The sequence below is a fragment of the Amycolatopsis sp. NPDC051372 genome (assembly GCF_040682095.1).
Lineage (GTDB): Bacteria > Actinomycetota > Actinomycetes > Mycobacteriales > Pseudonocardiaceae > Amycolatopsis.
Genome location: NZ_JBFBAF010000010.1, coordinates 15,673 through 35,582, shown reverse-complemented (window position 1 = coordinate 35,582; position 19,910 = coordinate 15,673). Strand labels below are relative to the sequence as shown.

Here is a 19,910-nt window from a genome sequence, read left to right as displayed (position 1 = left end):
TCGAGCCGCCCGTAGATCTTCGCTTTGCGGTGGCCGCCCCACGCTCCCTTGACCGACGGCCGGTACGGAGGGCCGTCCGGTCCGAGCAGGGTGCAGGTCTTCGCCTCGTCGATCATGCTGCGTCGTGGAAGACGAGCGCGAGGGTGTGCCGTTCGCCCGATCTGATGGCGGACACTCCGTGCCGGACCGGTGCGGCCGACCAGCCGCGGGCGGATTCGACCGGCCGGTCACGAGTGGTGAACAGATAGCCGTGACCGTGCGGCAGCAGGGTGGCCGTACCCCGGGACTGGGCGCGAGGACGCTGTTCCAGCAGCAGGAATTCCCCACCGGTGTGGTCCACGCCCGGCTCGTTGAGGTTGATCACGACCTGCAGCGGGAACACCAGGTCGCCGTACAGGTCACGGTGGAGGGCGTTCCAGTCCTTCTCGGCGTAGCGGAGCAGGATCGCCGTGGACTTCGCCTGGCCTGCGTCGTGGCACATCCGGAGCCACTCGTCGAGCGTGTCCGGCCAGGGCGCGGGCCGGCCCAGCTTCGTCCACCAGTCGCGGGCGATGGGCAGAAGGCGCGGGTACAACGCCTGCTTGAGCCGCTCGACCGGCTCCGGGTACGGCGCGTGGAAGTACCGGTACTCGCCCCGGCCGAAGCGATGCCGGCCCATGTCGACGGTGCTGCGGAACAGGTCGTCCCGCTCGTAGAGCCCTCTGATCTCCTCGGTCTCCTCCGGGGCCAGCAGCCGGGGCAGCAGCGCCCCGCCGTACTCGTTGACCTCGGCGGTGATCGCCGTCCAGTCTCCCGACTCGACCCGGTCACGCCAGCGGTCGCCGGTCTTACGCCGTGCAGTGCTCATGCCGCCTCCAGCTTCAACAGTGCCGTCTTGGCTTCGAGCCCGCCGATGTACCCACCGAGCGTGCCGTCGGAACGCAGCACGCGGTGGCAAGGGACGACGATCGGCAACGGATTGGTCGCGCAGGCGGTGCCGACCGCGCGGACGGCCTTCGGGTTGCCGACGAGCTCGGCCATGTCCCGGTAGCTGCGGGTCTGGCCATAGCCGATCTCGGGCAGATGCGTCTGCACGAGCCGCCGGAATCCGCGCGACAGGGACAGGTCCAGCGGCACGTCGAAGGCCTGGCGGACTTTGGCGAAATACTCGTCGATCTCGCGTGCGACCGCGTCCAGCCGTTTCGGCGCGCGCAGGATGCGCGAGCTCAGCTTCTGGCCGAGGACTTCCAGCACCCGGTCGTGGTCCTCGCTGGCGAAGGCCACGCGGACCACACCCGCCGGCGTCGCGGCGAGCAGCAGCTTGCCCACCGGCGAGTCGACGGTGGAGTACGCGACATCGAGCAGGCCGGCCAGCTCGGCCTCCTTCGCCAACCGACGGTGCAGCCGATCGAGAAGATCGGCGTCCACGGACGTCGACAGCAGCGCGACCGTGTCGTCATCGTTGCGAATGTCGTTCATGAGGATGCTCCTCTCGTGATCACGCCCGGACGTTTCTTTCTGAGGTTCTTGAGCCCGTCGGCAGCGGCTCTGCGCGCCGCGTCGACGGAACCGCCGAGAATCTCCGCGATCTCGGCGTACGCCAAACCGCCGACGTAGCGATACGCCACGGCCTGACGCTGTTTCGCCGGCAGACCACTCACCGCGGCCCAGAGGTCGTGATCCTCCAGATCGGGAACGCCCAGCGTCGTCGGCTCCTCCGGAACCTCCTCGACCGGCAGCGGATTCCGCTTCGCCGCACGCAGCAGATCGATGGCCTTGCGGTGCGCGATCGTCACGAGCCACGCCTCGACGTTCGCCGTCTCCGGCAGGTCCGGATAGGCGCGCATGGCGGAAAGGAAGGTCTCCGACCACGCGTCGTCCGCATCGTGCGGCCCGAGGACGACCCGGCAGACCCGCACCACGGTTGCGCCGTGCCGCGCGACTATTTGCTCGAAAGGCAGCTGCATGTCCATCCCACCGAAGACGATTTCGAGGTAGCCGCTGTGAGATCGCCGGTCACGACGAGCGTCCCACACGGACCCACACACAACGGGTTCGCGCCGGCAGCCTCCCCAGCCTCTCGCGCGAGGCCGCGGCCGCCCCGCAGCGGATCCGCCGAAGCACCCGCCTCCGGGCCGAACGTCTCCGGCGAAGGCCGGCTGACCTGACGGCTGAAAAACAGGCCGGTGACAGCCCCACCCCGGGCTACCAGCGTGACCGGTCCGCGCCCCGCCTCGACGACGTGTCGCATGCTCATTTGTGCCCTCCTCTCCTCCGCCCCGTAGACGACCGCCGCGCACAAAACGTGAGATGGCCTCTTTCAGTGATCGACGCCGAAACTCGCTCGCGTTCGTCCCTGGTGAGCACGACGACGCTGGACCTGCAGCCGGTCCAGCGCGGCCGCGCTGGACCGGCTGCCCCGCCAGCGGGCGGCCGGTGTGCTCGCTGCGCGGCGGCCAGGATTTTGGCGAGGAAGACTCGACGGGCGTCGGCGGTCCCCTATGGACCTGCGTTGATCACGAGATTCGGTGTGGTGATCGTGCAACGGTCCGCCTGCGCGGTCTCGTATGTAGGGGGAGGAAGGGGTGATCGTGGCGGATCGGTGGGAGTTGAGCCAGGTTGTGCGGGAGCGCGCCGGGGTGTGGCGCCGGGAGGCGTTCCTGATGTGCGGAGACTGGGCGCTGGCCGAGGACCTGGTGCAGACGGCGTTGCTGCGCCTGCACACACGCTGGCAGCGCATCGACCCCAGTGGTGTCGATGCCTACGCGCGCCGCGTGATCTCGCGGCTGGCGATCGACGAGTCCCGGCGCCCGTACCGGCGCGCGGAGCTGCGGGCCGACCTGCCGGACGCCCCCGTCACCGGCGCTGATCAGGCAGGAATTCTCGACGTCCGCGCCGCGCTGGCCAAGGTGCCGGCGCGGCAGCGAGCGGTCCTGGTGCTGCGCTACTTCAGCGACTTGACCAGCACCGACGTTGCGAAGGTACTGCGCATTTCCGAAGGCACCGTGCGATCTCAGGCCGCGCGAGGCCTGACCACACTCCGGCAGTTGCTGTGTGAGGCCGCCACCGCGGCCGAAACACCAGAGGGGAGCACACGATGACCACCGGCGACAGGGAACTGCTGATTCGCGCGCTCGGCACCGACGAACCGCCGATGAGACTCGATCTGGACGCACTGGAAGCGCGCGGGCACGCCCGCCGGCGTACGCGCGCCCTGACCGCCGTCACCGCGGCCGTGGCCGGCGTGGCCGCGGTCTCCGGTGGAGTAACCGTGCTGGGCGGGCACAGCGCTGTGGATGCTGCAGCACCGGGCAGCCTCCTGGCTCCGACCAATCGGGAGATCGGCTACTGCTACCGCAGCGCCGACATCACCAGCAGCGCCCCGAACCAGCACGTGGGGATCGGCATCGGCGGCCGGAACGGACCCGTCGACGTCACCGGCGACATCATGCAGATCTGCAGCGACAACTGGAAGTCGAACAGGCTTGACTACCAGCCCCGCCAACCGGGTGTCACCGACTACCCGGTTCCCCCGCTCGTCGCTTGCGTGCTCAACGCGCACGCCGTGACCGCGGCAGAAGGCGCGGTCGGCGTCTTCCCCGGGGACGCAAGCACCTGCGCCGAACTGGGCCTGCCGGTCGCGCAGCTGTGAATCGGTTCGCAGCTGCGCGACCGATGGTGCGGATGTTTGCGCAGTTGGCATCGACATCACCCTGCCGTGGCCGGTCCACGAGTCCGCAGCTCGTCCTGATCAGCCAGGTCGAGTCCCATGATCGCTCCGACGCTCAACGGACACGGCACTCGTCGAGCGCCAGAGGGAAACTCATCCTTGATCCCGCCGTCGCAGTAGTGCAGGTCGGTGTGGCACCCCCACACACCTGCACCTGCACCTGCACCACGACTATCGTCTCGACCGATACCGGTTCGCCCTCCTTCACCGCCCGGAACCGTTAGAGGGCACCTTGAACCGGAGTAGATGGTCCATCCGCGGCTGGAGCTGACAGCCCACGCCGCTGCTCCCTGCCCAGCCTGCCGATCGCCAGCACGCACAGTCCGCCGACGACAAGCGGACCCGCGAACACCACCATCAACGTCTGCGGTGACCAGCCCTCGTCGAGGAGCGATCCGGCGAACAGCGGAGCGACGATGGCACCCAGCCGGCCCATCGTGGCGGCCCAGCCGACCGCCGTGGTGCGGACGGAGGGTGCGTAGAGCTCCGGTGCGATCGTGTATAGGCCCGCCACGGCAGCGTTGATGGTCACGCCCACCGCCGCTGCGGCGACGAAGGCGCCGCCCGCGCTGCCCAGAGACAAGCCCATGACGACGAAGGACGCTGCGGCCGCGACAAAGGACAGCACGGTGAGCGGCCTCGGTCCCACACGTAACGCGAGCACGCTGAACAGCAGCGTGGCGGCGATTCCGCCGACGTTCAGCAGCATGCCCCCACTGATGCCTTGCTGCGCGGAGAAACCGCTGCGCTGCAGCAAGGTGGGCGTCCAGCTGCTCGCGAAGTAGAAGCACGCCACGCTGATGAAGAACGCCACCCACAGCAGAAGCGAGCGCGCGCCTGCCCGGCCACGGAGGACCCCGCCGGCTACGCCCGCCGACCCATCGCCGCGTTGGGCGAGATGGGTAACGGGGTCCCGCCCCATCCGGGCAAGGGTCCGGTTGATGCGCTGAAGCGCACCACGCGGGCGGCGAATCTCCAGGTGTTCCAACGACTCCGGCAACAGCGCAAAACTCACCGCCTGCAGCGCCACGGTGAGGAGCGCACCCGCGACGAAGATGCCCCGCCAGCCGTAGTGGCTGCCGATCAACGTCGCCACGAAACCGCCGACCACGCCGCCCAGCGGCAACCCGGCCGTGTACAGCGCGACCGCACTACCCCGGCGACGAGCCGGGACGAATTCGGAGACGAGCACAGGAAGACTCGCGACCAGCCCGCCGATCGCCAACCCGGCCAAACCCCTGCAGAAGGCCAACTCACCGGCGTTGCGGGTTGCGGCGCTCAGCGCCATCGCCACCGTCGTCGCGGCAAGGCACGCAAGGATCAGCGGCCGGCGGCCGATGCGGTCGGCCAACGGCGCGATCACCGCGGACCCCGCTGCCATACCGAACGGGCAGGCGCTCAGCAGCATTCCAACCGAGGCATTGTTCAGCCCCCAGTCCCTGGCCACTCCAGGAGCGGCGAAGGACATCATAAGGATGTCGAATCCCTCGACCACGCACAGGGCGGTGCACAGCAGCACGACCGCAACCTGGAACCGGCTCATCGGCGATCTGTCGATCAACTCACGGACAACCACAGCGATCACACCTTCGGGATCAATGGTTCGGACGAATGCCATGTACGGGAAATCCACGGCGCGTTGAGGCAGCCCTCCGCGGAATCTCCGAGGTCGGACAGCGCTTTGCTATACAGAGAGTGGCGGCCCGGTTCCGCCGGACCCTACGCACGCTGGTCACGCGCGGAGGCCAGAGCCGTATGATTTCACACAAACAGTAAGATACGGAAAGTACACTTATATATTGATTTCATCTGCGAATAGTGAGTTCGGGCCGACCGAAAGGGCGCCAGTCACCGACGGCGCAGGGTGTCCGACGGACACTCCCCATGGGCGCGGTGGTACTGCGCGGCAAACCGCCCGAGGTTGAGGAACCCCCACCGGTGAGCGATGTCGGCCACGGTGGCGCCGTCACCCGGCTGCGCGGCGACCAACTCCTCGCGGACCCGTCGAAGCCGCACACTGAGAATGAATGCGCCAGGAGTGGTGCCGATTTCCTCGCGAAAACCCATTTGCAAAGTACGCACGCTGACGCCGACGGACGCCGCCAGGCTCGCGGGTGTGAAACAACTCTCCGGCCGCGACTCGACCAGCTCGACAGCCTCCCGCACCGCAGTTCGAGCGACGGGCTGGCGGACACCCCCGGTCAGTTGAACACGAAAGTCCGGCTGATTCATCAGCAGAGTGAGCATCGCCTGCTCTCGCACTCGCGTCCTGATCGCCCCCGGCCATACGCTCGCACCGGCGAGCTGGGCCGTCGTCGACCGGATCAGGTGGGCGACTCCGTGCAGCCCCGCCACGCCGTTCGAGTCCGCCACCATCGGGTCAAGGCGGAATTCCAAGTCGTCGTGGCCGGTGAGCATCCGGGCGAAGGAACTGAGTGCCTCGGCCTCGATGCGCATCATCGCCAACCGCAGGCCGGGACTCCATTGCAGCACCATGGGGGCATGAGGGCTGATCACCGCCGCCGTCCGGCCGGCCACGGCGTCGAACCGGTCGCCGGCATGGTCGACGCGCACCGCCCCCCGCACGGGCATCAACGTGTCGATGTAGCCTTGCATGGGCGGCGCGGTGACAGTGACACCTGCCGCGTAGCTCAGGTGGTAAAGAGCGACCGGGCCGAGGGAGACGCCACGGATCCGCGCGTGAAGCCCGCCCCTCCCCACCCTCAGGCGATGCGGCGAGAGCAGTCGGGTACCACGGATCTCGGCCTCTTCGGCCGAACGCGTCTGCACGAGAACCCTGCCGATGCCCGCGTCCTCGACATCGGCCATCGGGATGACCGGTCCGGACATCGCGATCACCTCCTCCGCACCACGCCCCCTCAACACTGCGCCACCAACATCGAAAAGTCCGATGATTTTCAATATTAGCTCGCCCTGGTGCGCACGACAACTTCAGCTCAGCCACGATCACCTCCGTCCGGCCGCACAGCCCTGCTCCGGCACTCAAGCAGTCGTCGCTGCTGCCCGACGAGTGAGCGCGTCCCAGAAATCACTGTGGTGCCGTTGACCGAATGAGTTCACCATCCCCGATTCCGGAGTTGTCAAAATCATCGCGTTGTCGGCTCCGTGCTCGTACGGGGCCCAGATCGGCCCGCCTGCGATTCCGGCATCCGGCTCGCCACATCGCGCGAACCCTGTCCAGAACGCGACCATGTGCCGCGCCAGTCGTTGCTGCGGCTTCGTCAGCTCCCGAGGCGTCCCTCCCCCACCGTGAAAGCCGCGAAACAGGTACTGGAGCTCTTGAGTGTGACCAGAGCCGTAGGGGAACGACACCTCAGGCCACGAGACAGGCGAGTCCGGAACGTCCCACTCGTAGAAGTAGACCTCAGGGACGAACTCCGCGATGACACGCGTGGTACGCCGACCGCCGGCGCTGATCAACCCGCAGTCCCCGACGATCGCGGCGACGGCGCTTGCCGGGCTGGGATATGCCGCACAGGGATAGCGGTCGAGGATCTCCGGCAGTGCGTCGTCCGGAACCGTCGTGCCCAGCACGGGGACCTGCGCGAGGGCCGCCAGCGCAGCCGCCACGGCATGCGGGTATTCGTCAGCCGAAATCACGTGCCCGGTGTGCAATTCCATCATCGCCTGGAACCAGGTGAACTCGTTCCGGTTGACGCCGTTGATCACCGGTACCCGGTTGAATCGACCGGTGCTGAACAGCTCCGACATCCGCTCCGGAATGACAGAGCCGTCCGCGACCAGTCCGATGTGATATTTCCCCACTCCGAGGATCTGTTCCGCCATCGCGTCGGCATCGAGCAGCTCTCGCGTGGTGAGGGCACGAAGCCCGTCCGGGGTCTGTGCGGCGCACCCGGCCGCCGCGGCCAAGCCCTCACCGACGTGCGCCAGGGACTCGATGCTCGGCGTTGCCATCAGGGCTGTCGGCCCACAGCTCTGCAGGATGGCGCGGTGGAAGAGCTCTGCCGATCCCGGCGAGGCAATGTGCGCGAGAACGCTGATCGCGCCGGCGGACTCGCCGAAAATCGTCACGTTTCCAGGGTCGCCACCGAATTGTGCGATGTTGCGCCGGACCCAGCGCAGCGCCAGCTGCTGGTCCATGATTCCGTAATTCCCGGCGGGGTGCCCTTCCGAGTTGATCGCCGGGTGGGAAAAGAAGCCGAAGACATTCAACCGGTAGTTGACCGAAACGACCACAACACTTCCGTCGACAACCAGCGAATGCGGCTCGTAACCGGTGCTTCCTCCGCAGTAAAGACCGCCGCCCGGAAACCACACCATGACCGGCAGCACCTGCTCCCGATCTTGGCGGTCCGGCGTGAAAACGTTGAGGTAGAGACAGTCTTCCGTCTCGCTGAAGTGCCCGAATCCCGGCAGGCCGGTGCTGTCCTGGGCGCAGACGGCACCGAAACTCGTCGCGTCGCGCACTTCGGTCCACGGCACGGGGGCGACGGGTGGGCGCCATCGCCGATCGCCGGTCGGTGGCATTGCGTACGGGACCCCCAGGAACCGGCGAACCCCATCGGCGCATGTTCCGCGAACCGGTCCGTCAGTCGTGGAGACAACTGCTGTCGTCCCGCTGTCCTCAACCATCTCGGGTTCTCCCGTTCTCCGACGTTTCTGTTGCCGCGTCAGGCGCGGATCGGGTGGGTGATGCGTCGCCCCGTTCAGAGATCGAGTACCAGGCGGCATGACCGAGCTCGGGACACGCACACGATGATGCGGTCGTTCGCAGCTCGCTCCTCAGGCGACAGCACCGAGTCACGGTGATCCGGCTCCCCGGCGAGCACTGCCGTCTCGCAGGTTCCGCACGTGCCCTCCTCGCAGGAGGTCATGACGTTGACGCCGGAATCCCACAAGACGTCAAGGAGCCGGCGATCGGCCGGGACTTCCACTTCGCCGCCGGTGACAGCGAGTTCCACCGTGAAATCGTGATCCTCTGAAGCCTGCTCGCCAGGAACCGGAACCGGGGTGAATCGTTCGACGCGCAGTGCGCGGCCTGACTGCGCGGAGCAGCTTTGCGCGAACGCGGCCAGGAGCGTCTCGGGGCCGCAGCAGTACACCGGCCAGGCGCTGGGGGTGTCCTCGAGGATCTCGTCAATCCGCAGCGGCCCCTCCTCGTCCTTCGGAAGGATCGTGACCCGTTCGTCGCGAGCGAGCTCGCCACAGTAAGCCATGCTCGCGCGGCGGCGGCCGCAGTAGTAGAGCCGAAAATCTGTGTTCGCGTCACGAGCTGCCTCGATCATCGGCAGCAGCGGGGTGATCCCGATCCCACCGGCGACGAACACATAGCCAGGCGCGTCCTCGAGGACGAAGTGATTGCGCGGCCCACGAAGCACCACGACGTCGCCGACGCCGACCGTGTCGTGGACCTGCCGCGACCCGCCCCTCCCGTCGTCGTCCCGCCGGACGGCGATCCGATACTGACTGGCGTCGGCGAGCGGCCCGCACAGGGAGTACTGCCGGACGAGCCCGTCGCCGAGCACAAGGTCGATGTGCGCTCCAGGCGCCCAGGCCGGGAGAGCGGCGCCGTCGCGACGCCGCAAGCTCAGCTCGACCACACCCTCGGCAACGCTTCGCCGACCGGCGACCACCGCTTCGAATTCGATTTGTTTGCTTCCGTCGACCATGCCACCTTGTCGTGTCGTGCTTGCCATCAGCGTCCTTTCCCCGGTGTGTCCACACACACGGCTGGAGCGTCCATCGCCATCACCGGGCCGGCGATGCGGCCGAATCGACCCATGCGGACAGGGAGTGGTAGAACTCTGCGACGGGCTCCGGCCGGTCGACGCCGTACAGGTCGCCCCAGATCGTGTAGCCGTGGTCGGCGAGGTGGTAACCGAGGAACCGGCAGGGAGCACGGAACGTCGAGAGCAGGGCCCGGTCGAGATCGGGGACCTCGCCGGGCATCACCGGGGTCAGGGTGTCGCGCTCGTAGATCACGTCCAGCGCCACTATCCGCCAGGTGTCCGAGGTTTTCTCGAGGCGGTACACGAGACGGGTGAAGGACGCCAGATCCGCCTCCACGCCGCCGATGACGTCACGGAACTCGATGCTCGCAGGCACTTCGGCGACCGCCCGGGTACCGGAGAGCGAGGTCACCGGCGGGGCGAGCCGGTGGGTGGCCTGCTGGCCCCGCGCAGCCATCTCCTCCGATTGCTTCACGAAATCCGCACCGGTGCCCTGGAACCAGCTCAGTCGGATGGACGCCTCGGGGTGGATGCAATCGCGCATCCGGCCCCACTGGCCGCGATCGCGTGCCCGCCGTTCAAGCAGCACTCTCCGGGCCACAGCGCTGAGCCCGTGATCGGCCTCGGTCATCGTCATACCTCGTTTCGTACGTCGGTCAGGCGGTTCGGCTCGTGCTCGTCGGCGCGCGGCCGGTGCTCCGGTGCGCCCGGAGTGGGAGGCTGCCGAGCGCGCGGAGCGCGTTGTTGAGGCTCGGAGCCGGTGTGCCGGCCAGGTCCCAGCGCTGTACCCGTCGGGCGAGGGCCTGCAGCAAGGCTTCCGCCTCCAGCCGGGCGACCATCTGGCCCGCGCAGTTGTGGATCCCGGCGCCGAACCCCGCGTGCCCGGCCGCGTTGCGGGTGATGTCGAAATCGTCGGGGTCCGTCCAGCGCGACGGGTCGCGGTTCGCACCGGCGAAGAAGACCATCACCTTTCGCTCGCCCGGGATGGTCGTCCCGGCCAGCTCGGTGTCCGCGGTTGTCGTCCGGAAGAACGCGATCACCGGGGAGTCGACCCGCACGACCTCGTCGAAAGCCGCACGGGCCAGCGAGGGTTGTGCGCGCAACCGGTCCCACTGATCGGGGTGTTGAGCGAAGCGCAGCAAGGCGAACCCGAGTGCGCTGACCGTGGTGTCGACCCCGGCCGTGAGGAACGACCGGACCAGCAGCCCCGCATCGGCCTCGGTGATCGTGCCCTCGTCCGCCGCCCGGAAGATGTCGGGGCCGAACCCGCTCGCCCCGAGACCGCGCCGCGAGCAGGCGCGCTCGACCCAGCCGGCGAGCCTCTCGGCGTCGCGCATAGCAGCGGTGAAGCGAGCGTTGCGGGGTCCGAGCGCGTTGAAGGAGACCCCGCCGTACGGAAGCAGGTTCTCACGGCCGTCGGCGGGGAGCCCGAGGGAGTCCGGGAACACCTTGAGAACGAACGGCCGCACCAGGTCCTGGACCGCGTCCACCTCGGCGACGTCACCGGTGAGGACGCGGTCCACCAGCAACTCGGCTTCCCGGGCGAAGCGCTCGGTGAGGTCGCGCAGCGCGCGCGGCGAGAGGATCCGCGCCAAGACTCGCCGGTTCGTCGTGTGAATCGGCGGATCGACCTCGAGGATCAGGCTCGGTGAGCGCCAGGGGTCTTCCCGGAGCAGATCCGAGTAGCCGACGCCCGCGGCGTTGGAGAAGTCCGTGGGCTGCCGCAGGACTGACGTGACCTGTTCGTGGCGGGCAACGCCCCAGACACCGTAGCGCCGCAGATAAAAGACCTCACCAAGATCGCGCAGCTCGGCCAGCGCCGGGAACGGGTCGGTGAGGAACTCATCGGAGAACGGATCGATGTCCGTGACGGCGCAGTCCGCCGGGTCGCCGTCGTGCATGGCTGAACCTCCTTGTCCGGTGTTGCAGGTGTTCGTGTCCAGCCGGCGCATCCGCCGGATCCCTCCGGCTCAGACGTCGGTGGAGGCCAGGACGAATGCGGCACGGCGGACGGCGCGTGAGTACCGCCCCGCGCCGATGACCGTGCAGGCGAACGGCGACGGCGGGCCGATGATCAGAAGCACTCCGGTGGTTGGCGCGCATCCCGAGGTGAGGATCACCGAGTCTCGCAGGACGCAGGCTCCACCTGTCGAACAGGACACCGACCCCGGCTACAGCAGGCCGGCCGAGCCTGCCGAACGCCTTCGGCACCGCGTGGCCGACGAAAAGCATTCCGAGCGCGACACACAGATGACCGTGACCGCCTCAGACGAGTGGGCTGACGCCGCTGGTGAAGCCGAGCAGCGCGCGCCCGTACACTTCCGCGCTGATTTCGGGGTTGGCCACCGCGTGCCGGCTCGCGACCTCGCTGTCGCGCCAGATGCGCTGCATCGGGCTCACGTCCGCGAAACTGGAAGCCCCGTGGGCCGAGACCAGTTCCCGGATCGCCTCGCGCGCGAAAATGATCGCGCGGCCGGTGTCCATGCGGACCCGCGCTCGTGCGGCGTAGTCCGGGAACACGCCGCGGTGTGCGGCTTCGTCGATATCCGCGGCCGCGCGGTAGGCGTGCAGGTGCGCGGAGTCCACAAGAGACGCAGCCTTGGCGACGGCCAGCTGGAAACCAGGGGCGTCGGTCTGCCTGTCGTAATACGTGTACGCGATGCCGCGCTGCGGCGCCTTCCCGAGCACGACGTCCAGTGCGGCCTGGGCGAGTCCGAGCTGCGGCCCGGCCAGGATGATCGCGGCCCCCGGCACGAAGGCGGCTCTGTAGAGCTCCTCGTCGCGGTAGGGGTTGGCCACTTCGCCGTTGATCAGCTTCAGCACGGAGACGTAGCGGTGAGCGGGTACGAAGACGTCGTCCGCAACCAGGGTGTTGCTTCCCGTGCCCTTCATGCCGGCCACGAACCAAGTGTCCTCGATGGACAGTTCGGACATCGGGATGAGAACCATCCCCTGGTCGGCCGGCTGTCCGCTCTCGTCGGCGAGCGGGACCCCGACGAGCGCCCACTGGGAGTGCAGGCACCCGCTGGCCCAGCCCCACCGACCGCTCACCCGGTAGCCACCCGGCACGACCTCGGCCGTGCCGGTCGGGGCGAATACACCGGCGACGCGGTTGGCCGGCCGCTCGGCCCACACGTCCTTCTGAGCCTCTTCGCCCCACAGCCCCGTGAACCACGCACACACGTTCATCAGGCTGGTGGCCCAGGCCGTGGAGCCGCAGCCTCGCGCCAGCTCGCGGGTCACCTCGAGCTTCGTGCGGAAGTCCACCTGCAGGCCGCCGAACCGCTTCGGCCGCATGATCGAGAACAGCTGCGCTTCCTCGATCGCGGAGAGGTTCTCCTCCGGAATCCGGCGCGACTGCTCGGTACGGGCCGCGTTGGCTGTGAGCACCGGGACGAGTTTTGCTGCCCGCTCGACGAGGTCAGCGCGCAGGTCGCGCTCGGCTGCGGTCACGGACGGTCGATCCAGAACGTAGTCCATCACGTCTCCTTGCCTGTGTGCTCATTCGCGACGCTAGCCGCGGCCGGCCCCCGACGGGAGGCCGCTGCGCGAGTCGGACATCATCCGTTCGCGATACGGCCATCCGACCTCCCGGCCCGCGTATGCGCGGGTCAACGCCGCCGATGACGACAGTCGCCGCCCGGTCGCCGCGGCGCCGGGGCACGTCAGCCGGGCGAATGTGCTCCGGTCATGAGCGCCGCCAGGTCGTCCGGGTGCAGGAAGGACGGGGGTGGCGGCGGACCCCAGTTGAACAGGCCGGCCGCGCCCTCGAACGCCTCGGGCTTCCACAGCTGATCTTCGAGGATGCAGTCGAGATCGCTGTAGTACTCCGAGAAGTTGCCCGCCGGATCCTTGAGGTACCAGAAGAAGTTGGACCCCGCGTGGTGGCGACCGAGCCCCCATACGTGCCGTTCCGGATGGTCCTCCAGCATGCGGGTGGCGCCGCGGCCGACCTCGTCGATGTCGTCGACCTGCCACGAGGTGTGGTGCAGAAAGCTCACGGGTGCCTTGAGCAGCAACAGGTTGTGGTGGTCGGTCGAGCAGCGCAGGAACGCCCCGGTGTCCTTGATCAGGTCACTCACCTTGAACCCGATACCGTCGACGAAGAACCGCTGGGACGCAGCGAAGTCAGTGGTCCCGAGCACGACGTGGCCGAGCTTGCGGGGCTTGACCGCGTTCGTGCGCAGCACCCCGTCGGCCCGCGCGCCGGCCCGCTCGATCCGGCCCGGCGCGTTGTAAACGGGTGCCGGGGCCTCGGCCTGCCGCAGCCGCGGCATGACCTCGAGCGTGACCTCCACCCCGCCGACCGGGTCGATCGCCGTCAGTCGTCCCGGACCACGGCTGACGAGCGCCTCGACACCGCGCAGCCGGCTCTCCGCGCGGTCGAGGTCGTCGGGATTGTCGACGCCGACCGTGAACGCCACCAGCCTCCGCATCGCGGACTCGACCAGGCGCAGCTGGTTTCCTCCGTCCACAGTGGAAAACCAGCCGTCGCCGCGGGGAGTGAGCCCGAATTCGGTGTAGTAGGCCGTGGTCTCGGCGAGGTTCGGAACGCCGATGACGACCGCGGCCATCTTGTGCAAAGCCACGTTTCCTGCTCCCTTGCTGTCGTGCCTACGCCCGCCGAGCGGTCATCACGTGCCGCATCTCGCCGATTCCGCGCACGTAGCTGGTCAGCTCGTCGCCGGGCTTGAGGAACCACTTCGGGTTGCGGGCCATGCCCACGCCGGCCGGGGTCCCGGTGAAGATCACGTCGCCTGGGTAGAGCGTCACCACCTGCGACAGGCGGGCAACCAGCTCGGGGATCGAGAACACCATGTCCCGCGTCCGGCCCTTCTGTACCTCGTGGCCGTTGACCGAACACCCCAGCTCGAGGTCGTCGGCGTCGGCGAGCTCGTCCGGGGTGACCAGCCACGGGCCGATCGGCGAGAACCCGGGGAACGACTTCCCGAGCCCGAACTGCGGCACCGGCCCGCTCATCTGCACACTCCGGTCGGACAGGTCCTGGCCGACCGACAAACCGGCGACGTACGACCACGCGTCGGCCACCGGGATCCGGTGACCCTCCTTTCCCACCACCGCGACGAGTTCGACCTCCCAGTCCACTGTGTCACCGCTGAGCGCGACCTCACCGTGCGCGCCGGTGAAGCTGGACACGTACTTGGGGAACACCGTCGGCGAGTCCGGCACCGCGAACGCGGCTTCGGAAGCGTGGTCGGAGTAGTTGAGGCCGATCGCGAACACCTGCTGCGGACTCGGGCACGGCGGGCCCAGCCGGGCCTCGTCCACAGTGAACACGGCGTCGGCGGAATGGTGTTGTTCGAGCGCGCGCAGCTTGTCCCAAACGCCGAAGAGATCGTTGACGGCAGAGGGCAGTTCCCCGCCGCTCGCCCGGTTGACGTCGACCACGCCTCCGGGCACCGCCAGCACAGCACGGCCGTCGAGATTGCCGATTTTCATGGGAGTCCTCTCTTCAGAGCCGCGGGAACGTGTTCGTCGACCGCGGCCAGTTCGTATTCCACGACGTCCGTCAGCGAGAGGCGCGCCAGCCCGTGCACAGTCGCGAATTCAGTGGCTTCGAGGCCGTCGCACATCCGAGTCGGGTCCATCGTGCTGACCACGTCGGCCAGCACGGCCACCGGCGCGAGACCGGCGATCTCGGCCAGTCGGATCGCGGCCTCGGCCCGGGCCGGCCGCTCCAGCACGCGTCCGTCGGCCGCCCGGAGCGGGATCAGGTGCCCAGGACGCACCAGATCGTCCGGAGTGGTCGCACCCTCGGCGACCAGCTTCGCGCCACGAGCCCGGTCACGCGCCGAGATTCCCGTCGTCGTACCCTCCGCGGCGTCGAACGCCACGCAGTAGTCGGGCGTCGAGCTTCCGGTGCGCGCACACGTCGGCGGGAGCTTCAGCTGCGCGCACCGCGCTGCGGGAAGCGCGACGCACACGAACCCCGAGCTGTGCTCGATCAGGAACGCCATCGTCCGCGTTGACGCCTTTGCGGCGGCGAAGACCAGAATCCCGACCCCACCGGCGAGGTCATCCTCCAGGACGATCGCGCGTCCCCGCGCCAGCTCGGCGACGGCACCGCGCACCCGGTCTCGGATCGAGTCAGCCGCTCTGCGCTGCTCCACCACCGTCATGCGGTCACCTCCTTGTCGTCCGACGGCCTCGAGTTCGAGATCAGCCGATTTTCGGTTTGCCGCCCGAGTAGAACAGCTGGACCGAATACGTCCCCTCGTTCAGCAACCACAGGCGGACGCGGAAACTACGGGCACCCGCCTGGTGCATGGGATCGGCCTCGGCGAACTTCGTGGCCTGCTCGAGGGATTCCGCACGGTAGACGAACATCCCCTCGCCGTGCCACTCCTGCAGATCGTCACTGGCGAACGGGCCGGCGGCGAACATGACGCCTTCCCGTTCCATCTTCGTCTGGTACTCGACGTGCGGATCGAGGTTTTCCAAGACCGGGCCGAGCCCGTTCGTCGGGGTCGAAACCACGACGTACAGCTGCTTCGCGAGCAAGCCGTGCGTCTCCGAATACTCGACCAGGTCCTTCCACGGCATTCGTTGTTCTGCCACGGTTTTCACTCCTCTTCGGTTGTTCTTCGCGGCGCGCGGCCGGGGACCCGCTCTTCCACGGGTCAGACGAGCGGGGTGACGCCTTCGTGGATGCCCAGCAGCGCCCGGCCGTAGACCTCGGCGCTGATCTCGGGATTGCCGACGGCGTGGCGGCTGGCGACCTCGCTGTCGCGCCAGATGCGCTGCATCGGGCTTGATTCGGCAAAGCTCGAAGCGCCGTGCGCGGTCACCAGCTCCCGGATGGCCTCGCGCGCGGTGACGATGGCCTGGCCGATGTCCATCCGCGCTTTCGCCCGCGCGGTGTAGTCGGGGAATACGCCGTTGTGGGCGTTCTCGTCGATCTCCGCCGCGGCGCGGTAGGCCAGCAGGTGCGCGGTGTCGATGAGGTTCGCGGCCTTGGCCACGGCGAGCTGCACCACCGGTGCCTGGGTCTGGTTATCGTAGAAGGTGTAGGAGATTCCGCGCTTGGGGGCCTTTTCCAGCACGAGGTCGAGCGCCGCCTGGGCCAGGCCGAGCTGCGGCCCGGCGAGAATGATCGCGGCACCGGGCACGAACGCCGACCGGTAGAGCGCCTCGTCCGTGAACGGCGTGGCGACGTCACCGACCGTCATCTTGGGCACGGAGATGAACCGGTGCTCCGGGACGAAGACCTCGTCGGCGGCGAGGGTGTTGGAGCCCGTGCCGCGCATGCCGACGACGAACCAGGTGTCCTCGATCGTCAGGTCGGCCATGGGAATGAGGACCATGCCCTGGTCGTAGGACTTGCCCTCACCCTCCACCGGTGGCGTGCCGACCAGCGCCCACTGCGAGTGCAGGCATCCGCTGGCCCAGCCCCACTTGCCGCTCACGACCAGGCCGCCCTCGACCACCCGCGCAGTTCCACTCGCCGCGAACACACCGGCGACCCGGTTGTGCGGGTTCTCCCCCCACACGTCCTGCTGCGCCTGCGCGCTCCAGAGCCCGGTGAACCACGCGCAGACGTTCATCAGGCTGGTCGCCCACGCCGTCGAACCACATCCGCGCGCGAGCTCCCGCGTGACCTCGAGCTTCGTGCGGAAGTCGACCTCGAGACCACCGAAACGGCGCGGCTGCATGATCGAGAGCAGCCCAGCCTCCTCGATCGCCCGGATGTTCTCCTCGGGCACCCGCCGATCGTCCTCCGTCCGCTTCGCGTTCGCCGCCAGCAGCGGAACGAGCTTTCCTGCGCGTTCGACGAGGTCGGCTCGAAGCTGCCGATCCGCCAAGGTCGCGCTCGGCCGATCGAGAATGATGGACATCAAATGCTCCTTTGCTCGGTGGGTTGGAACCGTCGTGGTGATCACGCCGCCGGCGGGCTTACGACGACAGCTCGATCCGGCGCTCGAACCGGGAATGGGTGCCGAACGTCCGGCGTGCGTAGACGAGAGGCGCGGCTTCGGAGACTTCGGACGCGACGACCTGCACGAGCACCAGCACATGATCACCACCGGGGACGAGCCAGTTCACCGTCCCGACGAGCCACCCGCCCGCGCTGGCGAGCCGCGGTAGGCCGTCGTCCTCGTGCCAGGGCACTCCGGTGAACTTGCCCTCGCCCCGTCCCGCGAACGCCGCCGCGACGGCTTCCTGCCCGTGTGCCAGGACGTTGACCCCCACCCGCCGGGACTCGCGAACGTGCTGGAGTAACGCCGATCCGTTGTCGAGCGCGAAGCTCACCATCGGGGGCCGCAGGGAAAGCGAAGCGAAGGAACTCACGGTCGTGCCGTGCGGGCGTCCCTCGCCTGTGGTGGTGGTGACCACCGTGACAGGCGCGCAAACCGCACCCATCAGCTCGCGAAACGCTGCTTCGTCCACCATGTAGCGGCCTCCTCGCCGGTCGTCTCAGCAGCTCAGCGTGCTGTAACACCAGACTGGTTCAGGATTATCAATAAGTCAATACATTTTCGACATTGCCCGTAGACCTCGAACATGGTTGACTTGTGGGTATGGCCCCGACCAAGTCCTCGACCCGGGCCGAGCGCGTGTATCTGGCTTTGCGCAAGGACATCCTCGCCGGCCGCCGGACCCCGGGCAGCCGGCTGCCGTTCGCCGAGCTGTGCAGCACCTACGACGCCAGCATGGGCGTGGTCCGCGAGGCACTGTCACGGCTCACGGCCGAGGGCCTGGTCCAGGCCGAGCCACAGCTCGGATTCCGCACCACACCGGTCTCCATCAAGGACCTCGAGCATCTGACCGAGGCCCGGGTAGCCATCGAGTCGCTCGTCCTCCGCGAAGCGCTCGAACACGGTGGAGTGCAGTGGGAGTCCGACGTCCTCGCCGCGCACCACCGGCTCCAGCAGACCCCGCAGATGGACGCCGATGACCCGGAGCGACTCTCCGACGCTTGGGTCGAAGTGCACGCCGCCTACCACTTGGCGCTACTGTCCGGTTGCCCAAACCCTCGACTGCTGGCGATCGCCCGCTCCCTGCGCGACTCCGCCGAGCTCTACCGCCGCTGGTCCGTGCCGCTCGGCCACGAGCATCGCGACATCGTGGGCGAGCACAAGTCCATATTGGACGCGATCCTCGCCAAGGAGGCCGACGCGGCCGTGGCAATCCTCGTCGAGCACATCCGCCACACGACCCAAGTGCTGCTACGAACCGTCGACGCGCCTGCGACCGGCAGTTCCTCGACAGCCTAGCTCCGCTGGGCCGCTGAGCGTTAAGACTTCACTCTATTGAAGCGCACGATTTCACTGATAACGGCCTTGCCACGCCAAGGAACTCTCGGGCCGCCGCAAGGAAGAGGTCGTTCTCTTCGGCGGCGCCGACAGTAACACGAATCCCTTCGCCGACGAAGGGGCGAACAATGAGCTTGCGGTCGAGCATGTAATCGGTGAAAACCGTGGCGCGCTGAGCCAAGGGAAGCCATACAAAATTTGCCTGACTGGGTGGAACCTCGTAACCCATAGCGATCAGCGAGTCGCGGACACGGTCACGTTCGACAGTGATGCTGCGACAGCGCTCAAACATCTCGTCGCCGGCATCGAGTGACGCAATGGCGGCAACTTGCGCAATAGCGTTCACCGAAAATGTGATGCAGACTTGTCGAAGCGCCTCACATACGACCTCGCTAGCAATGGCGTACCCGATGCGCAAGCCGGCAAGGCCGTAAGCCTTCGAGAAAGTGCGAAGCACAGCGACGTTACTTCGCGCGCGAACGAATTGTACACCGTCCGGAACATTGGCGTCAGTGACGAACTCTTTGTAAGCTTCATCCAGAACGACCAGCACATTTTCCGGAACGGCGTCGATGAAGCGGGCGAGTTCGTCACGATATACAGCCGTACCGGTCGGATTATTCGGATTGCAAATGAAGATCATCTTCGTGCGCGGCGTGATGCCTGCGAGCATCGCATCCAGATCGAGGCCATGCCCTTCAGAGAGAGGAACCGTAACGCTGACGGCATGCGCCACTTGCGTCACAATCGGATACGACTCGAAGGAGCGCCAAGCGAACAGAACCTCGTCGCCCGGACTGCACAGTGCCTGGACTAGCTGCTGGAGCAGCGCTACCGATCCGCAGCCTATTGCAATCTGCGCGACGTCGACATCCAGGTCACGCACGAGCCGCTCCCGCAGAACCTGGGAATCGCCGTCCGGGTATCGGTTGACCGTCGGCGTCAATCGAGAAATCGTCTCTACGACACTGGGCAACGGCCCGTCGGAAATCTCGTTGCTCGCCAGCTTTATCGCGCCGCGAACCGTCCGTCCCGGAATGTACTTCGGCAGAGATTCAAGATCTCGACGAGGAACAACTGGCATCTTCGGCCGTCCTAAGCGATGTCTCGCAACCCGATTCGGGTCTGTTCGTGGTCAATTGTCGGTGATGGTGTGGCGCAGGCGGTCTCAACGTTGCGGCCGGAGTGGATTGCCTCGTTGACAGCGTTGGAACC

The 19,910-nt window shown here is 67.6% G+C and carries 20 protein-coding genes; 3 read left to right on the top strand and 17 right to left on the bottom strand.

Annotated elements, in window-relative coordinates; translation table 11 throughout:
* Positions 1-112: 112 nt before the first annotated feature.
* Genes AB0M56_RS16930 through AB0M56_RS16920 form a run of 3 tightly spaced genes read right to left on the bottom strand, consistent with a single transcriptional unit; the run spans position 113 to position 1,952 of the window.
* Entirely contained in the window at positions 113-847 is a 735-nt protein-coding gene (locus AB0M56_RS16930) for a 2OG-Fe(II) oxygenase (RefSeq protein ID WP_364176524.1), read from the bottom strand.
* A complete protein-coding gene (locus AB0M56_RS16925) occupies positions 844-1,458 on the bottom strand; it encodes a methylated-DNA--[protein]-cysteine S-methyltransferase (protein ID WP_364176522.1) in 615 nt (204 codons plus the stop codon). Before AB0M56_RS16925 ends, AB0M56_RS16930 begins: the two co-directional genes overlap by 4 nt.
* The gene (locus AB0M56_RS16920; RefSeq protein ID WP_364176520.1) at positions 1,455-1,952 is read right to left on the bottom strand and encodes an RNA polymerase sigma factor; all 498 of its coding nucleotides are present in this window, start codon (positions 1,950-1,952) and stop codon (positions 1,455-1,457) included. The genes AB0M56_RS16925 and AB0M56_RS16920 overlap by 4 nt, the downstream gene beginning before the upstream one ends.
* Positions 1,953-2,567: 615 nt before the next feature.
* Here AB0M56_RS16920 and AB0M56_RS16915 point away from each other — a divergent pair.
* Positions 2,568-3,080, top strand: coding sequence for a SigE family RNA polymerase sigma factor (locus AB0M56_RS16915; protein WP_364177054.1), 513 nt, complete (start codon positions 2,568-2,570; stop codon positions 3,078-3,080).
* Positions 3,077-3,631 carry a hypothetical protein gene (locus AB0M56_RS16910; RefSeq protein WP_364176517.1) on the top strand — a complete coding sequence of 185 codons (555 nt, stop codon included), beginning with the start codon at positions 3,077-3,079 and terminating at the stop codon, positions 3,629-3,631. Before AB0M56_RS16915 ends, AB0M56_RS16910 begins: the two co-directional genes overlap by 4 nt.
* A 298-nt stretch (positions 3,632-3,929) precedes the next feature.
* Here the strand turns inward: AB0M56_RS16910 and AB0M56_RS16905 are convergent, their stop codons facing one another.
* The 13 genes from AB0M56_RS16905 to AB0M56_RS16845 all read right to left on the bottom strand — a co-directional run bounded on the left by AB0M56_RS16905 (position 3,930) and on the right by AB0M56_RS16845 (position 17,832).
* Positions 3,930-5,342: an MFS transporter gene (locus AB0M56_RS16905; protein WP_364176514.1), complete on the bottom strand. Its 1,413-nt coding sequence runs from the start codon at positions 5,340-5,342 to the stop codon at positions 3,930-3,932.
* 215 nt (positions 5,343-5,557) lie between these two features.
* The gene (locus tag AB0M56_RS16900) at positions 5,558-6,559 is read right to left on the bottom strand and encodes an AraC family transcriptional regulator (RefSeq protein WP_364176511.1); all 1,002 of its coding nucleotides are present in this window, start codon (positions 6,557-6,559) and stop codon (positions 5,558-5,560) included.
* Between the two features lie 153 nt (positions 6,560-6,712).
* Positions 6,713-8,323, bottom strand: a complete 1,611-nt coding sequence (locus AB0M56_RS16895; RefSeq protein ID WP_364176508.1) for a carboxylesterase family protein — start codon at positions 8,321-8,323, stop codon at positions 6,713-6,715.
* Positions 8,324-8,397: 74 nt separating this feature from the next.
* Positions 8,398-9,360 carry a PDR/VanB family oxidoreductase gene (locus AB0M56_RS16890; RefSeq protein WP_364176505.1) on the bottom strand — a complete coding sequence of 321 codons (963 nt, stop codon included), beginning with the start codon at positions 9,358-9,360 and terminating at the stop codon, positions 8,398-8,400.
* A gap of 79 nt (positions 9,361-9,439) precedes the next feature.
* Positions 9,440-10,051: a nuclear transport factor 2 family protein gene (locus tag AB0M56_RS16885; protein WP_364176502.1), complete on the bottom strand. Its 612-nt coding sequence runs from the start codon at positions 10,049-10,051 to the stop codon at positions 9,440-9,442.
* A gap of 25 nt (positions 10,052-10,076) precedes the next feature.
* Complete coding sequence (locus AB0M56_RS16880; protein ID WP_364176499.1) at positions 10,077-11,321, bottom strand: cytochrome P450; 1,245 nt, start codon at positions 11,319-11,321, stop codon at positions 10,077-10,079.
* A gap of 364 nt (positions 11,322-11,685) precedes the next feature.
* Positions 11,686-12,900, bottom strand: a complete 1,215-nt coding sequence (locus tag AB0M56_RS16875; RefSeq protein ID WP_364176496.1) for an acyl-CoA dehydrogenase family protein — start codon at positions 12,898-12,900, stop codon at positions 11,686-11,688.
* A 185-nt stretch (positions 12,901-13,085) separates the two neighbouring features.
* The gene (locus AB0M56_RS16870) at positions 13,086-14,009 is read right to left on the bottom strand and encodes a VOC family protein (protein ID WP_364176493.1); all 924 of its coding nucleotides are present in this window, start codon (positions 14,007-14,009) and stop codon (positions 13,086-13,088) included.
* 25 nt (positions 14,010-14,034) lie between these two features.
* On the bottom strand, positions 14,035-14,880 hold the full coding sequence (locus AB0M56_RS16865; protein ID WP_364176490.1) for a fumarylacetoacetate hydrolase family protein: 846 nt from the start codon (positions 14,878-14,880) through the stop codon (positions 14,035-14,037).
* Positions 14,877-15,560: a 3,4-dihydroxy-2-butanone-4-phosphate synthase gene (locus AB0M56_RS16860; protein WP_364176487.1), complete on the bottom strand. Its 684-nt coding sequence runs from the start codon at positions 15,558-15,560 to the stop codon at positions 14,877-14,879. The genes AB0M56_RS16865 and AB0M56_RS16860 overlap by 4 nt, the downstream gene beginning before the upstream one ends.
* Before the next feature lie 40 nt (positions 15,561-15,600).
* Positions 15,601-15,999 carry a YciI family protein gene (locus AB0M56_RS16855; RefSeq protein WP_364176484.1) on the bottom strand — a complete coding sequence of 133 codons (399 nt, stop codon included), beginning with the start codon at positions 15,997-15,999 and terminating at the stop codon, positions 15,601-15,603.
* A gap of 62 nt (positions 16,000-16,061) precedes the next feature.
* The gene (locus AB0M56_RS16850) at positions 16,062-17,276 is read right to left on the bottom strand and encodes an acyl-CoA dehydrogenase family protein (RefSeq protein WP_364176483.1); all 1,215 of its coding nucleotides are present in this window, start codon (positions 17,274-17,276) and stop codon (positions 16,062-16,064) included.
* A gap of 58 nt (positions 17,277-17,334) precedes the next feature.
* Positions 17,335-17,832 (bottom strand): flavin reductase family protein, encoded by a 498-nt coding sequence (locus AB0M56_RS16845; RefSeq protein ID WP_364176481.1) that lies wholly within the window; start codon positions 17,830-17,832, stop codon positions 17,335-17,337.
* Between the two features lie 128 nt (positions 17,833-17,960).
* Between AB0M56_RS16845 and AB0M56_RS16840 the strand changes: the two genes are divergently transcribed.
* Entirely contained in the window at positions 17,961-18,656 is a 696-nt protein-coding gene (locus AB0M56_RS16840) for a GntR family transcriptional regulator (RefSeq protein WP_364176479.1), read from the top strand.
* A 28-nt stretch (positions 18,657-18,684) separates the two neighbouring features.
* Here AB0M56_RS16840 and hisC read toward each other — a convergent pair whose 3' ends face one another.
* Positions 18,685-19,779, bottom strand: a complete 1,095-nt coding sequence (gene hisC, locus AB0M56_RS16835) for a histidinol-phosphate transaminase (RefSeq protein ID WP_364176477.1) — start codon at positions 19,777-19,779, stop codon at positions 18,685-18,687.
* Positions 19,780-19,910 lie beyond the last annotated feature (131 nt).

Coding starts and splice junctions, on each gene's coding strand:
- AB0M56_RS16920 (WP_364176520.1), bottom strand. CDS start 1,952: ATGGACATGCAGCTGCCTTTCGAGCAAATAGTCGCGCGGCACGGCGCA.
- AB0M56_RS16850 (WP_364176483.1), bottom strand. CDS start 17,276: ATGTCCATCATTCTCGATCGGCCGAGCGCGACCTTGGCGGATCGGCAG.
- AB0M56_RS16890 (WP_364176505.1), bottom strand. CDS start 9,360: ATGGTCGACGGAAGCAAACAAATCGAATTCGAAGCGGTGGTCGCCGGT.
- AB0M56_RS16865 (WP_364176490.1), bottom strand. CDS start 14,880: ATGAAAATCGGCAATCTCGACGGCCGTGCTGTGCTGGCGGTGCCCGGA.
- AB0M56_RS16925 (WP_364176522.1), bottom strand. CDS start 1,458: ATGAACGACATTCGCAACGATGACGACACGGTCGCGCTGCTGTCGACG.
- AB0M56_RS16860 (WP_364176487.1), bottom strand. CDS start 15,560: ATGACGGTGGTGGAGCAGCGCAGAGCGGCTGACTCGATCCGAGACCGG.
- AB0M56_RS16840 (WP_364176479.1), top strand. CDS start 17,961: ATGGCCCCGACCAAGTCCTCGACCCGGGCCGAGCGCGTGTATCTGGCT.
- AB0M56_RS16895 (WP_364176508.1), bottom strand. CDS start 8,323: ATGGTTGAGGACAGCGGGACGACAGCAGTTGTCTCCACGACTGACGGA.
- AB0M56_RS16930 (WP_364176524.1), bottom strand. CDS start 847: ATGAGCACTGCACGGCGTAAGACCGGCGACCGCTGGCGTGACCGGGTC.
- hisC (WP_364176477.1), bottom strand. CDS start 19,779: ATGCCAGTTGTTCCTCGTCGAGATCTTGAATCTCTGCCGAAGTACATT.
- AB0M56_RS16900 (WP_364176511.1), bottom strand. CDS start 6,559: ATGTCCGGACCGGTCATCCCGATGGCCGATGTCGAGGACGCGGGCATC.
- AB0M56_RS16875 (WP_364176496.1), bottom strand. CDS start 12,900: ATGGACTACGTTCTGGATCGACCGTCCGTGACCGCAGCCGAGCGCGAC.
- AB0M56_RS16885 (WP_364176502.1), bottom strand. CDS start 10,051: ATGACCGAGGCCGATCACGGGCTCAGCGCTGTGGCCCGGAGAGTGCTG.
- AB0M56_RS16845 (WP_364176481.1), bottom strand. CDS start 17,832: ATGGTGGACGAAGCAGCGTTTCGCGAGCTGATGGGTGCGGTTTGCGCG.
- AB0M56_RS16880 (WP_364176499.1), bottom strand. CDS start 11,321: ATGCACGACGGCGACCCGGCGGACTGCGCCGTCACGGACATCGATCCG.
- AB0M56_RS16910 (WP_364176517.1), top strand. CDS start 3,077: ATGACCACCGGCGACAGGGAACTGCTGATTCGCGCGCTCGGCACCGAC.